This window comes from Bacillus mobilis, assembly GCF_001884045.1.
Taxonomy (GTDB): domain Bacteria; phylum Bacillota; class Bacilli; order Bacillales; family Bacillaceae_G; genus Bacillus_A; species Bacillus_A mobilis.
On sequence record NZ_MACF01000119.1, the window covers coordinates 446,563 to 460,712 of the forward strand.

The 14,150-nt window shown below is 35.2% G+C and carries 16 protein-coding genes; 3 read left to right on the forward strand and 13 right to left on the reverse strand.

The window, feature by feature from the left end; genetic code table 11:
* Positions 1–102: 102 nt before the first annotated feature.
* Positions 103–288 carry an antitoxin VbhA family protein gene (locus BAQ44_RS21965; RefSeq protein WP_071723754.1) on the reverse strand — a complete coding sequence of 62 codons (186 nt, stop codon included), beginning with the start codon at positions 286–288 and terminating at the stop codon, positions 103–105.
* A 225-nt stretch (positions 289–513) separates the two neighbouring features.
* On the opposite strand from BAQ44_RS21965, the gene BAQ44_RS21970 reads away from it, so the two are divergent.
* The gene (locus tag BAQ44_RS21970; protein ID WP_071723845.1) at positions 514–1,137 is read left to right on the forward strand and encodes a cephalosporin hydroxylase family protein; all 624 of its coding nucleotides are present in this window, start codon (positions 514–516) and stop codon (positions 1,135–1,137) included.
* A 33-nt stretch (positions 1,138–1,170) separates the two neighbouring features.
* Here the strand turns inward: BAQ44_RS21970 and lepB are convergent, their stop codons facing one another.
* A complete protein-coding gene (gene lepB, locus BAQ44_RS21975; protein ID WP_061676949.1) occupies positions 1,171–1,692 on the reverse strand; it encodes a signal peptidase I in 522 nt (173 codons plus the stop codon).
* 82 nt (positions 1,693–1,774) lie between these two features.
* Complete coding sequence (locus tag BAQ44_RS21980) at positions 1,775–3,928, reverse strand: peptidoglycan D,D-transpeptidase FtsI family protein (protein WP_071723756.1); 2,154 nt, start codon at positions 3,926–3,928, stop codon at positions 1,775–1,777.
* 279 nt (positions 3,929–4,207) lie between these two features.
* Here BAQ44_RS21980 and BAQ44_RS21985 point away from each other — a divergent pair, with 279 nt between their 5' ends.
* The gene (locus tag BAQ44_RS21985) at positions 4,208–4,786 is read left to right on the forward strand and encodes a hypothetical protein (RefSeq protein ID WP_071723758.1); all 579 of its coding nucleotides are present in this window, start codon (positions 4,208–4,210) and stop codon (positions 4,784–4,786) included.
* A 47-nt stretch (positions 4,787–4,833) separates the two neighbouring features.
* On the opposite strand, the gene BAQ44_RS21990 is transcribed toward BAQ44_RS21985, so the two are convergent.
* From BAQ44_RS21990 to BAQ44_RS22030, 9 genes are all read right to left on the reverse strand, one after another.
* Positions 4,834–5,559 carry an NAD-dependent protein deacylase gene (locus BAQ44_RS21990; RefSeq protein ID WP_071723761.1) on the reverse strand — a complete coding sequence of 242 codons (726 nt, stop codon included), beginning with the start codon at positions 5,557–5,559 and terminating at the stop codon, positions 4,834–4,836.
* Positions 5,560–5,747: 188 nt separating this feature from the next.
* Entirely contained in the window at positions 5,748–6,446 is a 699-nt protein-coding gene (locus tag BAQ44_RS21995; RefSeq protein WP_071723763.1) for a YaaW family protein, read from the reverse strand.
* Positions 6,447–6,689: 243 nt separating this feature from the next.
* A complete protein-coding gene (pcp, locus tag BAQ44_RS22000) occupies positions 6,690–7,337 on the reverse strand; it encodes a pyroglutamyl-peptidase I (RefSeq protein WP_071723765.1) in 648 nt (215 codons plus the stop codon).
* A 15-nt stretch (positions 7,338–7,352) separates the two neighbouring features.
* Complete coding sequence (locus BAQ44_RS22005) at positions 7,353–8,315, reverse strand: DUF979 domain-containing protein (RefSeq protein WP_063260354.1); 963 nt, start codon at positions 8,313–8,315, stop codon at positions 7,353–7,355.
* A gap of 1 nt (position 8,316) precedes the next feature.
* Positions 8,317–9,012: a DUF969 domain-containing protein gene (locus BAQ44_RS22010; RefSeq protein WP_061676954.1), complete on the reverse strand. Its 696-nt coding sequence runs from the start codon at positions 9,010–9,012 to the stop codon at positions 8,317–8,319.
* A 171-nt stretch (positions 9,013–9,183) separates the two neighbouring features.
* A complete protein-coding gene (gene pxpA / locus BAQ44_RS22015) occupies positions 9,184–9,945 on the reverse strand; it encodes a 5-oxoprolinase subunit PxpA (RefSeq protein ID WP_071723767.1) in 762 nt (253 codons plus the stop codon).
* An 18-nt stretch (positions 9,946–9,963) separates the two neighbouring features.
* Positions 9,964–10,953, reverse strand: coding sequence for a 5-oxoprolinase subunit C family protein (locus BAQ44_RS22020; protein WP_071723769.1), 990 nt, complete (start codon positions 10,951–10,953; stop codon positions 9,964–9,966).
* Positions 10,944–11,657: a 5-oxoprolinase subunit PxpB gene (gene pxpB / locus BAQ44_RS22025; protein ID WP_071723771.1), complete on the reverse strand. Its 714-nt coding sequence runs from the start codon at positions 11,655–11,657 to the stop codon at positions 10,944–10,946. The genes BAQ44_RS22020 and pxpB overlap by 10 nt, the downstream gene beginning before the upstream one ends.
* A gap of 14 nt (positions 11,658–11,671) precedes the next feature.
* On the reverse strand, positions 11,672–12,424 hold the full coding sequence (locus BAQ44_RS22030; protein WP_071723773.1) for an IclR family transcriptional regulator: 753 nt from the start codon (positions 12,422–12,424) through the stop codon (positions 11,672–11,674).
* 250 nt (positions 12,425–12,674) lie between these two features.
* Here BAQ44_RS22030 and BAQ44_RS22035 point away from each other — a divergent pair, with 250 nt between their 5' ends.
* Positions 12,675–13,085, forward strand: a complete 411-nt coding sequence (locus BAQ44_RS22035; protein WP_071723776.1) for a hypothetical protein — start codon at positions 12,675–12,677, stop codon at positions 13,083–13,085.
* A 194-nt stretch (positions 13,086–13,279) separates the two neighbouring features.
* Here the strand turns inward: BAQ44_RS22035 and BAQ44_RS22040 are convergent, their stop codons facing one another.
* On the reverse strand, positions 13,280–14,113 hold the full coding sequence (locus BAQ44_RS22040; RefSeq protein WP_071723778.1) for a DNA alkylation repair protein: 834 nt from the start codon (positions 14,111–14,113) through the stop codon (positions 13,280–13,282).
* Between the last annotated feature and the right edge of the window lie 37 nt (positions 14,114–14,150).

The window sequence follows — 14,150 nt, forward strand, 5'->3', positions numbered from 1 at the left end:
CCTCTGAACTCTCCAAAATAGTTTGTCTACAGTCTGAGAGTTGGATCTACCATCTCTTTTTCCTCGTTTATTTAGCAAAAGTTTGTGGTGCCTTCTAGATTGTTAAGTAAGTTCATGCCTTGCAATCGCATCAGCTAATGCGATAAATTGCTCGTGCGTTATCTTTCCTGTTACCTTCGCTTTAATAATTTTTTCCATTTCTTTTGTAATAATCATACTCTCTATTGCTAGACTTGCTTTAGCTTCTTGGATAGCTTCATTTAGTTCTTCCTCACTTTTGAATGCCATAATTTAAGTTATCTCCTTCACATCATTTTCATTTCCTTCTCTAATGAAGCAAATTGTGTACTTATACATATGTCCATTCTCTTTCATTTACACATGAGTTATTTAGCTTATTTTTAAGTAAAAACACTCGCCTTACAATTCCTTACTACATAATATATAGTACAACTTTCATACGTAAACACTTTGCGTAAAGCGAAAGAATCCTTTTTAGAAAGGAGAATTAACATCGATACTATAAGCAATGAATTTCTAAAACTTTATTACGACAGCAACGTTTGGTTACATGACACACACTGGCTCGGTGTCCCCATTTTCAAACTTCCCTCTGACCTTTTTTTGTATCAAGAAATTGTTTACGAATTAAAACCCGATTTAATTATTGAATGTGGTACGTGTTATGGTGGTAGCGCACTGTATTTAGCTTCTTTATTAGATTTAATTGGAAAAGGTCATGTACTTACTATCGATATATTCCCTCAACCAAATCGACCATCACATGATCGAATTACGTATTTAACAGCTTCTTCTGTTTCTGTACAGGCCGTCCAAACAATTTTAAATATGCGCAAACCTGATGATGTGATTTTAGTTATTTTAGATTCTGATCATAGTAAAGAGCATGTCTCAAAAGAACTGTTACTTTATAAATCTATTGTAACAAAAGGCAGTTACTTGATTGTAGAAGATACAAGTATTAACGGAAATCCACTCTATCCTGATTGGGGCCCTGGTCCAATGGAAGCTGTAGAAGAGTTTTTAGCTAAAAATAACAACTTCATAATCGATGAATCTAAACATAAATTTTTCATATCATTTAATCCAAAAGGTTATTTAAAGAAGATAAAGTGAAACTTTAATAAGTGGGGTTATACAAAACCCCACTTATTCTATGATCTTCATTTTTGAAAAAGGATAATATACAAATTCCACTTTGCCTATTATGTTATCTTCTTCAATATACCCTAAGCCGTTTCGACTATCTCTACTAAGTTCACGATTATCACCCATTACAAATAACTTATTTGGCGGGATTTTTGTCTTTTGAAAGTTATAAAACACTTGCGTATTATTGAATAAATCTTTATTTGTATACGGTTCTTCTTGCTTTTTATCATTCACATATACTGATCCATTCGTTATGCTAATTACGTCACCAGGAAGTCCTATTACTCGTTTTACATAATATTTCGATTCATCCTCTTCCTTTATAATGACAATTTCTCCGTGCTCTAAATTAGAAAAATGTACTGCTGCTTTATTTACAAATACGTAGTCTTCTTCATATAAAGTTGGTTGCATTGATTTTCCTTCCACTTTACATAAAGTAAAAGAATGATAGGCTACTACTAAAACAAACACGAAGAGTATGTATTTCCCCCAGCCTCTTTTCATCTCCTGCTTCATATCCATTCCCACCTTATTTAAACGCTTTTTAACTCAAAAAATAGATCACTGCACAATAAGTCTCCATGCAGTGATACTATTTTTACTGTGGCTTGTTCTGTTGTTCTACTGGGACTGGATTTCCACCCGCTCTTTTCGCTTTCAATTCAAAATACGCATCCAAAATCTCTTTACCAATCGCGGAATTAATTCCTGATTTATCATCATTCACCCAAGGTACAACAACTGAAAAAGCAACTTCCGGATCAGCATCATATGGTGCATAACCGGCAAGAGTTAAATTATAACATTTTTTTCGGTTATAGTTTTCATCTCTTCCAATATCACTTTCTCCACCATATACTGTTTCAGCTGTTCCTGTTTTTCCAGCTGGTTTATACGGTAATCCTTTAAACGTCCCAGTACCTGTCCCGTCAGTTTCTTGAAAAACTCTTCTAAATCCTTCTTTTACATGATTAATATATGAAGTGTCCATATCCACTCGATTTAAAATAACCGGTTCAATAGAGCGAACAACTTTTCCAACATCCTCTGGTTTATGTGGTTGCTCTCTCACTTCTTGTACAATTTGTGGTTTCATTCGGTAACCGCCGTTTGCAATTGTTGAAATATATTGAGCAAGTTGCAGCGGTGTATATGTATCGTACTGCCCAATCGCATAATCAAGTAAAAAACCAGGTATGTTATCCGTTCTACCCATTTGACCAATCGATTCATTCGGCAAGTCAATTCCAGTCGGTACACCTAATCCGAACTGTCTAAAGTAGTAGCGCATTTTATTAAATGTCTCTAGTTTAATGTCTAACGGATTGTTTGGTACATAATTTATACCTGCCATTTTTAAAGCAGTGTTAAACATGTAAACATTCGATGAAACTTGTAAAGCTCTTAAATCATCAATATCACCAAAGTCTTTCCACGATTTCTTTGGTTTAGAACTTCCTTTAAAATACATTGGTGCATCAAAGAAGTGCGTATACGGTTTAATCGCTTCAGTTTGATATCCGGCTAATAACGTAGCCCCTTTCACAGTTGACCCTAACTCATAAGAACTTGTCATCGTTCCTAAAGCGAAGTCTTCTATTTGCATGCCGCCATCTTTATTTACAATTTTCTTGCCACCCATTGATAAGATTTGCCCGTTTTTCGGGTTCATCATTACAACGAACGCACGATCCATCATCGGCTCTGCAGAATGAAATGCTCGTAAATTCTTTTCAAGACTTTCCTCTACTTTTTTCTGTAACTCCATATCCACTGTTAACATTAAATTATTTCCACTTTTTCCTTCAGTCACTTTTTCTGTCCGAATAATATTTCCCGTTTTATCCGTAATATTTTTAGACTGTTCTTTCGTTCCATGTAATGCATCTTCGTACTGTTTCTCGATGTAGCTCTTACCAATGCGATCATTTCGGTTATAATCACGCACTAAATAATAATCTAACTGTTCTCTTGGCAAGCCCTCATTTTCAGTAGAAACGCTACCAAGAATAGAACGAAGTATCTTATCATTTGGGTATTCACGTTCCCAATCCACTGTCGTATCCACGCCTGGCAAAATTGCCAATCTTTCACTTACGATTGCATATTCATTTTGACTTACATCTTTTTTAACAATTTGCGGCGTCATTTTATATCCCGCATTCATCCTACTTTTAATTGCTAGTACTTCTAGATCCTCTTTTGATAGTTCACTTAATTCTTCTGGCGTAATTCTTTCACGGCGCAACTCTTCAACTTTTTTATCTAATTCTTTTCCCTCTATCTCTTGCTTCCTAAATGCACTCTCATCTTCTTTCGTTACTTTTTCTGCTGCTCGTTTTTCATTTAACTGCATCCAAAAATCTTTTTTATCTGTTTCTGTCAACTTATTGATATCTTCTGGCGACATTTCTATTAGCTGGGCTAAATTTCTTGCTACTTGTAAAACTTCTTTCGAATCTACTCCTTTCATTTTCGTATATGTAACGGTTCGTAGTGGTTTATTATTTACAATCACTTGACCTTGCCGATCAAACATTTTCCCTCTAGGAACAGGAGTGCTTACCGTTACATCTTCCTTTTTGTTCACTTCATTTCTATACGTTTCTCCATCAATGATTTGTACTTTACCTAATTGAATTATAATAGCTGAAAATAAAAGAAAGACGATAAAAAATAGTACATTTAATCGAAATGGAATATGGGTCTTTTTCTTTTTCGATTGTTTCTTCTGCTCCTTTTTCTGTCTCATTTCGCTCCCTCGCTTCATTCTATTAACATTTCTACGCAAAATCATTATGTATCAAATTTATTTATATGATATATATAGAATTTTATATTAATTACTAAAGAAATAAAAGATTTAATTTTCAGTATTTTAATTTTACAACCTATTTATTACCATTCCCTTATTAAGGAATAACATGAATGTTATTCTAAAAGAAAGATTGTATACAATCGTTTTTTTATACCATTCATTTACATTTCTTTGTATACTAACAATAAAAGACACTACTAAGGAGAAAATGAAATGACAGATTCATTTACAATACATACTAATACGTCATATTGTTTAAACTTTATGATTTATATTCAAAATATTTATCTCAACCAAAAAGAAAATAATGAAAATTTGCGGTTTCCTTACATAGCAAAACAAGTAAATTTCTCCACTGACTTTGAAGCGAATTTCAAAGAATTATGGCATACACTTCGTAAACGAATTGCTAACGACCGCTATGATTTACAAATTTTTTATGAGGAAAACCATATCTTTTATGAAAAGCTTTTTGACACTCAATTATGTAATAAAGACTCCTTTAAAGAATTAGTATGTAGTTTTAAAGTATGGTGGACTAGCATAGCAGGTCAGCTTTCATTAGAATGGTCTGTAAGTGAGTATAGCACGCAACTTTATAATGACTTAGTTTTATACCTAAAGCAGCACCAAATAGGACCTTTACAACAGCTACATATTAGCTTACTTTATGACGATTGTGTATTCACTAAAGATAATATTACTTCATACTCTGCTGTTTTACCTACGAAACACTTTTTTATAAATTATAGAGATGTGGTTACTACATTATCGAAATGCTTTAAACTGTGATTCCCCAAATAAAAAACTGAGGTGAATACCTCAGTTTTTTCGATAACTTATTTCATTGAAGATACCCCTTCAACAAATTCACCAATCTTATTTTGAAAAACAAAATCAAAGTTATACTCCTGCCCTGTCAACTCTTCATTTACTAAAATTGTCGTTGCCCCTATTTCCCTCTTTGCGATTTGTGGGAATGAAGCGACGGGTTGCACTTTTAATGACGTTCCCATAACGATAAGTACATCTGTTTCATATAAACGTGTTATCGCATTTTGATATTGCGGCAATGTATCTCCGTATAAAACAACGTCTGGATTTAAAATGAAATTACACTTCTCGCATCGAGGCACTTCATGATCAATCATATACTGCAAATCATATCCCGCTTTACACTTTGGACAATGTGCTGTTTGAAGTGTTCCATGTAAATCAATGACATGCTTACTACCACCTAATTGATGTAAACCATCAATATTTTGCGTTAAAATCGTAATATCTTTCCCTTGTTCTTCTAATTCAGCTAAAAAGCGATGGCCGCGATTTGGTTTATATTGATGAAACGTATTAATTTGAAATATTTCTTTATAATGCTTCCAAAATTCTTTCGGGCTTCTATTATAATATCCCCTTGATAAATACATCTCCACATTTGCATCAGCATATAATCCATTTGCTGAACGAAAATCTGGTATACCACTTTCCGTACTTGCACCAGCACCTGTTAACACTGTAATTTTCTTCGCTTTTTCTAAAATTGAACGTACTTCTTCAAATTGCATAAAAATCACCTCTATGTATTTTCCTATAATTATTATACCAGTTGTTTACAGGAGGTGTTGTATGAGTCGTTTCGTTGAATGCAATACATCCTTTACTAGGATCCCTTCTCCCTCTATTTTTTCACGCTTATTTTTTGGGAGAATAGACCGATATAATATAATTTATAGTGGCTGAATAATTGATTCACTTAATTTTCATTTTTTTGTTTTTGGCGTAAATACGCTATATGTACAACAGATGGAATAGTTTTACGATAAGCTGGACCTGCTATATCAATACCTAACCACCCTATGTTAAGAATAATTCCTATTGGTCCTAAAAATATTGATAATCCTTTCGTTAGTACTCGATTCATAACAAGAGTTAGTCCCCTGTTTAAAATAACTTGTGCTATTGCATTGGCAACAATGACAGCAATTTGATATGTCATAAATCCTCCTACCCTAGCACCCAAAATCAGAAATAAATTTACTATCGGAAATCCCGCTGCCCAATCTATATTTTTTATACCCATTTCATCAAACATTGCCTTTATCTTTTCCTTTTCTATTTCATCAGCTTTTTCCCAATGCTTCTGCAAAATTGTTATTAGTATCTTTACTTCTAACTCTTCTTCCCCCTCAAAATCGTTCCATTTTACATTTAATTTATCACATACATCACGTACAATTTCTAAATAATGTACTCCAGGAGTATCACTTAAAAATATATTTCTAAACAAGTAGGCCACATCATTACTTCCACTATATTGTAATTCCGCAATAATTTCCTCCCTTGATTTTAAAGCTTCTCCCTTCCCGAATATATATTCATTTAATTCTAATAAATCCGTATCATCACATGTTTCCAGTAATTCTTTTAATCTTGTTGTAGATTGCTCTAACATATCGTTCAACTCCAATATCTATTATTCATTTAATTCCCTAATACACCAAATATTATATAATAACGTTTCGATAATATAAAATTATTACGATATAAATATTATCATATTTATACCAGTTAACTTTATCCTTTTTCCATATATGTTAGACCGCTCCCAACCATCTTCCTCTCTATACTGCATCTTTAATTATAAAATACAAATACAAAAAGAGGGCCACATCAGCCCTCTTTAATCTACTGTTATTTAATGTGTCGTGCCCCCAACTTCAACAATATCCACTTCAACTGTCGTCGTTACCTCAACTGCCAATTCTATCCCTTTACGAATAGTAGAAAGTGACATGCTCGGTTGGCCTGGGTAGTTACTCGCTTGTTCTGGCAAGAACGGAATATGAATAAATCCACCTTTTATTTTCTTATCCTGTTTTTCTAGTTCATGCATGAGACCGTAGAATAAATGATTACAAACAAACGTTCCTGCTGTTTGTGAAACGGAAGCTGGTATCCCTTCTTCTTGAAGTCTTTTTACAATTGCTTTCATCGGAAGCGTAGACCAATAAGCAGCCGGTCCTTCTTCTACAACCGGTACATCTACCGGTTGATTCCCTTCATTGTCAGCAATTCTCGCATCATCAACATTAATTGCGACACGCTCTATCGTAATATCTGGTCTGCCTCCAGCTTGTCCGATACATATAATCATTTCAGGGTTTAGTTCTTCTATATATTCTTTTAAAACTTGTATTGATTTATGAAATACAGTTGGTACTTGTTTACTAATAATCTTGTATTCTCCGGTTGTTTTTTCATGCAAACTTTTTGCGACTTCCCAAGCTGGGTTGATGCTTTCTCCGCCGAACGGATCGAACCCTGTTAGTAATACTGTTTTCATAGTTTTCCCTCCTAATTAGAAACGATATACAAGGCCGTACATGATAAACATATTGATGATAAAGATTGAAAGAGCAATTGGTACTTGCGCTTTAATAACTGCATTTTTATCTTTTAGCTCTAAAAGCATTGCCGGAACGATATTAAAGTTTGCTGCCATTGGCGTAAGTAGCGTTCCGCAATATCCAGCAAACATACCGAGTGCTGCCATAATTGCCGGATTTCCTCCGTGCATTTGTACAATTAAAGGTAAACCAATTCCGCCAGTAATTACGGCAAACGCTGCGAATGCATTTCCCATTACGACTGTAAAGAGCATCATTCCTAAACAATATGCCATAACAGCAACGAACGGATACTCTGTCGGTAATACTTGTCCGACTAAATCAGAAACGACTTGTCCAACGCCAGACTTTGCGAAAATACCGCCAAGTGCTGCTAACATTTGTGGTAATATAACAGCCCAGCCGACAGCTTGTAATAGTCTGCTTCCTTCTTGTACAGGCGTTGTTATTTTCGATTTTGTAATACGCATCGCTGCAACGAATGCAAGTAATGCCCCTAGTGCTAATGCTACTAGCGTTACTTTATCTGGATCAACAAGGGAAACATTTCCCCATTTGATTTTGCCTAACGTTAACGTACCGATAATTGTAAAAATAGGAATTAATAGTGCAGGCATAAAAATTTTATTTTTTAATTTCTCAGCATGTTTCACACGTTCTTGTACCGGTACTTCTTTCTCCTCTGATTTTGTTACTTTGTTTAATGAAGCTAACACGACCATAGCGAGCACGATACAGCCAACGTAAAACGAAGGGATTGCATTTCCGAATAAAAATGTAACTGCAAATAACGCCCAAAATAAGCTAGAACCCCATCGGTTTGGATGTTCACGATCAAATGCAATACGAACAGCGATAAAGGCAACGATTATACCTAATACGTAATAAATTGTATCCATTGTGATAATGTTCATTTTATATTGCCTCCTTCTCTTCTTTTTCTTTTGATGTCATCGTTTTCTCTATATATTTATCAAATCTTCTAAATCTGATCCAGCTCACAATAAGCGCTGATATTGCAGTTGGAATGCCCCAAAGCGCCATATCCCACACACCGACATGCATACCTACTGAATCGAAGAATCCTTTCATTAATAAAATCGCACCAGTCGCGATAAATATATCCTCTCCGAAAAACCAAGCTGTATTTTCCGCAGCTGCTGCGTTTGCTTTAATCTTTTCTCTTAACTTTTCAGGGAGCTTACCATATTTACCTTGCGCAGCCCCTTCTGCCATCGGTGCTACGAGCGGTCTGACTGTTTGTGCATGACCACCAATGTTCAGTCCAAGTGCTGCTGATGATTCTCTTATCGTAAAATATGACATTAATACTCTTCCAGTTGTTGCTCCTTTTGATTTCGTTATTAGTGCTTCTGCTCTTTCTTTTAAACCGTAACGCTCTAAAATTCCGATTACCGGTAAAGTTAGTATTATCGGCATAGACATATATCTATTTTCTATGAAAAATTTACCGAACATGCTAATCACATCATAAAAGCTTAATCCTGAAACCATACCAGTAACAATACCTGCTACCATAACTACTAAAAGTGTATTTAATCTAAATAAAAAGCCCACTGCAACAAGTAGTATTCCGATTAATTTAATCATCCCAGCACTTCCCCCTATTTTTTATCCCGCTTTAACGGGCTGTAAAACTCCTACCTCAAAATTCGACTAAGTCAAAAAAATTTAGATGGGAAGTTAACTGCCCGTAAATGTCCGATTGGTTCAACTAATAATCAGCGGGGGATGAACCTCCCCACTGATTAAAGTTTCACTTTATTTCGGTGCACAAATTGAAATGCCATCAAGTTCGAATGTTCTGTATATTCTTTCCGCAAATTGGACCGCTTTCTCTCCATCACCGTGTAAACAAATCGTTTGCGCTTGAACTGTCACTTTCTCTCCATTCACCGCTCTTACATAGCCTTCTTTCACCATTTGAATCACTTGTTTTATCGCTTCGTCTTCATTTTTTATGAGTGCATTTTCTTCTGTCCGGCTCGTTAATGTCCCATCTTGCTTATACGTCCGATCAGCAAAAACTTCTTGTACGAGAGTTATATTGTATTTTTCCGCAGCCTGTATAAACGCCTCACTATTTGCTAATCCGTAAAGTAATAGATTTGGATTACTATGATTAATTGCTTTTGCGATTGCATCTGCAATTTCCGGATTAGTCGCCGCCATATTATATAGAGCACCATGCGGTTTTACATGATGCATTTTCCCGCCTGCTGCTTTCACAAAAACGTCTAATGCACCGATTTGATACAATACATAGTCGTATACTTCATTTGGTGAAACGTTCATATTTCTTCTTCCAAATCCAATTAAATCAGGAAAACCAGGATGCGCACCAATTGCTACGTTGTGCTGCATTGCCTTTTCGACCGTTTTCCTCATTACAGTCGGATCACCCGCATGAAAACCACAAGCAACGTTTATAGAGGACACGAACGGAAGAATTTCATTATCATTCCCCATTTTATAAGCTCCAAAACTTTCTCCTAGATCACAGTTTAAATCGATTTTCGTCACGATGTTTCCCTCCTATTGTCAGCCTCGTAAAGCGACGAATTTCTTTAATAGATTCATATTTACTTCTTGTTCTATGTACAATTGTTCCGCTTCTTCCAGCGTAATTTTCTCAAAAGAAACGTAATCCCCCGGTTTTAATTGAGCAAGAAGTGGTAAATCTACTGAAATAATATTGCCCATTCTCGGATAGCCACCTGTCGTTTGCCTATCTGCCATTAATATAATTGGCTGTCCACCATTTGGAACTTGAATGGTCCCAAATGTAACGGGACTCGATAAAATCTCTTTTTCTTCCACTCTATTTAAAACTTCTCCCTCAACTCTATATCCCATACGGTCAGCGTAATTAGACACTTTATACTCTTTCGTAAAAAATGTCCTTACACTTTCTTCTGTAAATTGATCATATTCAAAACCAGTTATGACACGCAGCTTAGGATATTTCATATACTTTGGCAGTACGCTGCTGCTAATTACCCATTTTGTTTTGATTCGCTCATCTTTTTGTAAGTCTTGAATGAAACGCCTCGCTAATTTTGAGTGCGTACCAATTTGAAAATAATCTCCTTTTTTCAGCATCCTTCCTTCTATACCACCAATCGCAGCACGTATGTAAGTACTTTTGCTTCCCATTATGCGATCAATATGTATACCGCCTGCAAAAGTCACATACGCTCTGCAACCGCTTTTCACTTTTCCGAAGCAAAGCATGCTACCTTCTTCTGCTAAAATGGGGCGCCATAATGGAATACGCTCTCCATTCAGTAAAGGTTCCATATCCGCTCCGCCAATCGCAAGTAAAGTCGTTTTTTTAATTAACAATTTAGGTCCCATAATCGTCATTTCAATTCCTGCTTCATTCTCTTCATTACCGACCAACATATTGATCATTCGAAGTGCATTTTGATCCATGGCCCCGCCAACTGGTACACCGTATTGTTGATAATGAGATCGCCCTAAATCTTGGACTGTTGTAAACATTCCTGCATGTAAAACCTCTACATCCATTCTTTAGCCCCCTCAAGTGATACGTACTCTTCCTTCGTTATTGGGATAAATCGTAAATACATACCGCTTTGAATATAGGTTGGTGTTTCTTCTTCTGGATTAAATAAGGAGATTGGGGTTCGGCCAATAATATTCCATCCTCCTGGTGTTTCAAGCGGATATATACCTGTTTGATTTCCGCCAATACCTACCGAACCAGGAGATATTTGCAATCTTGGCGTTTCTTTTCTAGGTGTTTCTAGTTCTTTTGATAGCCCTCCTAAATACGGAAATCCTGGTGTAAAACCTAACATATACACAAAATATGTTGTTTCACTATGTATACGAATGACGTCTTCTACCTGTAATCCTCTATAATGCGCGACCTCTTCTAAATCAGGTCCATATTCTCCCCCGTAGCAAACAGGTATAGAAATATGTTTCACATCTTGGTTCACATCTTCTTTATACGAATCACACAACTCTTTTATATATTGACAAACGTAATGATACGGCCCTTCACTTCTCCCATTTCGCTTCCATACTTCGTATACATTGTAGTAGACCGCTAATGAAGTGAAAGACGGCACACACTCAACCATTCCTGTAAATGGGTACCGTCTCAACGCTTGAAATAATCGCTGCACTTTTTCGTATGTCTCCATCCCCATTTCTTCACCAAATGTAACAATAATTGCTTGATCCCCTAACGCAGAAAATTTCATCCCACTCCCTCTTTCTATGCCAAAAAGCCGAGTTCTTTCGAAATGCGATGTGCTGTTTCTTTCACCTTCGCAATAAAATATGAAATGTTACTTTCGCTGTACTCAATTGCTAATCCCGAAATACTAATCCCCGCTACAACCGTTCCATCACTTGCAAAAATGGGCGCTGCTATAGCGGCTGTATGATTTTCTAACTCAGAGTAGCTAATTGTGTGTCCTTCCTTTTTCGCCATTTGTAACACTTCTAGCAATTGTTCCTTATCCACAATTGTTCCATCCGCAAACTGTTTTAAATCCGTTTCCTCTACGTATTTCTGCTTCTCTTCCTCAGAGAAATACGATAGTAAAATTCTCGGACATGCACCCGCATAAAGTGGAGCTCTTCTACCAACCGCTGTATACACGCGTACAGGCTGAACACCTTCCATCTTTTCAACATAAATTGCGTCATTACCATCTTGAATAATTAAATTAACCGCCTGCCCTAAACTATCTCTAAGCTCTTTCATATAGGGAATCGCAATATTTCTTACGGATAACCTTTGTGAAACAAGTTGTCCGAAGCGTAAAAAAACGACTCCTAGACGATATTTCCCCTTTTCATTTTTTTGTAAAAACTCCATTTCTTCTAACGAGCCAATTAAACGATAAACAGATGTTTTCGGCATACTCGTAAGCTGAACCATCTCTGTTAAACTTAGCTCTTCATGCTCATAAAACAACTCTAAAATATCCATTGTCTTAACTGCCGTTTTATTTATACTCATTCTATCTCCCTCTTGTTCCGAATTTCGGAACTTTAATTCCGTATTTCGAAACAAATGTATAATTTAAAATTATAAAATATTCTTTCAATTCTATCAATATTTTTTTAAGCGTATGACCCGATATATTTTGTCAGTAATTTTAAAAACGTAAATAATTAAATGCATTTGTAAATTTTTACATTAAACTATTACATTTCCAATATACTTCAATTATCATGATATATATAACAACATATAAGGAGTGTTTCTTTTGAAAAAGCTGCTAGTAATTCCTGCTATTATGTTATCTTTTTGTATGGGTTATACTGTGATATTTGCGACAAGCGAGGATACAAATCTACACTCTCAAATTGAACAACGTACCATAACTAACGAAGACGTTGCATTTTTCGGATCAACCACTTATAATTTCAACTATTTTAATGGAGATAACTTAAGCGTTCTTGTACAAAATACAGGTGATTCTCCTTTTAGTTATACTTTGTATAACGCTAAAAGTGCTTGGATGATTGACGGAACTTTAAAACCTGGGGAACAAGCGATAAGTGAATTCGATATTCACTGGACTGATTGGCTTCCTGACGGTGAATATAAAATTATTTTTAGAAATAGAGACGGTGCACTTTCCAAAGTACATGTTGCCACAAAACTATTAGAATAAAAGTTTCAATAAAAAGTACGGGAGTTTAGATTTGAAATGAAATTTGGTTAGCTTTCATTCATAACACTAATATAAAAAAAATATAAAGAGCATGTATTGATCAATACATGCTCTTCTCCTAGTTATTCGAAATATTCTTTTTTTAACACGATTGATTGTTCCTTCGTACAACTAACAAGTCTATTAGTTACATATTACTTATTTTTCAAAATCGTTCTTTTAGCTTTTTTAATAATTCTACTAGTTGATTTTATATCAGTATCCTTTTCCCATTCTTCACACAGGTTCAATACCCAATCTGGTTTCGTTTTACTTGCATCATTTAACCAGTTTCCAACCGAATCTTGTACATATTTTGATGAATCTGATTTAAGTAAATTTAGAATGGGAAGTGCTTTTTCAGGTTCTTGTTTTAATACTTCAATATGTTTACTCCATACACCTCGAGGACGAATAGATTCTACAGAGAACCTACGAATATTCTCATCCTCACTTTTTGCCCATTCTACTAACAATTCCACACTTTCTTCTATATTTTGTGAAAGATCTTCTCTAATAGACATCCAAGCAATTTCTCGAACACCAAAATGATGATCCGCCGCAAAAGGTCGAATGTACGTTAATGTATCTTTTAATGTGTTATTTGATTTTTTATTCATAAACGCTGCCCAACATCGTACACTATCTGAAATATGATCAGATAATTTTAACAGTATGTCTTCCTTCTTTCCTTCATACTCTTTGAGTATAATTTCATCCAATAAAGTTCCTGTTATTCGTATGACTTTCATTCCTGTTTCAACGTTCTGTTTTTCTAATTCAGCTACTATACATTCCAAACTTTTCTTGAGTCCTATTGAAGGTAAGACATTTTTAAGTAGTTCAATATGATTTATTGCTAGCCATTCTGTTAGATTTACACTTTCTACTTTCCCTTGCTGTAGTAATTGTAAGACCTCTTTAGGAATTTCGTTTACTTTCCTGGCTCCTTTCCTGTTTAAGATAACTTCTGTTTCTTTCATTATCATTTAAATTCCCTCCTTGCAATACTATCTTCAAATAAAC

Bases quoted from the DNA above. Each gene is read 5' to 3' on its own strand.
- BAQ44_RS22020 (WP_071723769.1), bottom strand. From the start codon at position 10,953: ATGGATGTAGAGGTTTTACATGCAGGAATGTTTACAACAGTCCAAGAT.
- BAQ44_RS21990 (WP_071723761.1), bottom strand. From the start codon at position 5,559: ATGCAATTTGAAGAAGTACGTTCAATTTTAGAAAAAGCGAAGAAAATT.
- BAQ44_RS21995 (WP_071723763.1), bottom strand. From the start codon at position 6,446: ATGTTAGAGCAATCTACAACAAGATTAAAAGAATTACTGGAAACATGT.
- lepB (WP_061676949.1), bottom strand. From the start codon at position 1,692: ATGAAGCAGGAGATGAAAAGAGGCTGGGGGAAATACATACTCTTCGTG.
- pcp (WP_071723765.1), bottom strand. From the start codon at position 7,337: ATGAAAACAGTATTACTAACAGGGTTCGATCCGTTCGGCGGAGAAAGC.
- BAQ44_RS21965 (WP_071723754.1), bottom strand. From the start codon at position 288: ATGGCATTCAAAAGTGAGGAAGAACTAAATGAAGCTATCCAAGAAGCT.
- BAQ44_RS21980 (WP_071723756.1), bottom strand. From the start codon at position 3,928: ATGAGACAGAAAAAGGAGCAGAAGAAACAATCGAAAAAGAAAAAGACC.
- BAQ44_RS22005 (WP_063260354.1), bottom strand. From the start codon at position 8,315: ATGAACATTATCACAATGGATACAATTTATTACGTATTAGGTATAATC.
- pxpB (WP_071723771.1), bottom strand. From the start codon at position 11,657: ATGAAATTTTCTGCGTTAGGGGATCAAGCAATTATTGTTACATTTGGT.
- BAQ44_RS21985 (WP_071723758.1), top strand. From the start codon at position 4,208: ATGACAGATTCATTTACAATACATACTAATACGTCATATTGTTTAAAC.
- BAQ44_RS22040 (WP_071723778.1), bottom strand. From the start codon at position 14,113: ATGATAATGAAAGAAACAGAAGTTATCTTAAACAGGAAAGGAGCCAGG.
- BAQ44_RS22010 (WP_061676954.1), bottom strand. From the start codon at position 9,012: ATGATTAAATTAATCGGAATACTACTTGTTGCAGTGGGCTTTTTATTT.
- BAQ44_RS22030 (WP_071723773.1), bottom strand. From the start codon at position 12,424: ATGAGTATAAATAAAACGGCAGTTAAGACAATGGATATTTTAGAGTTG.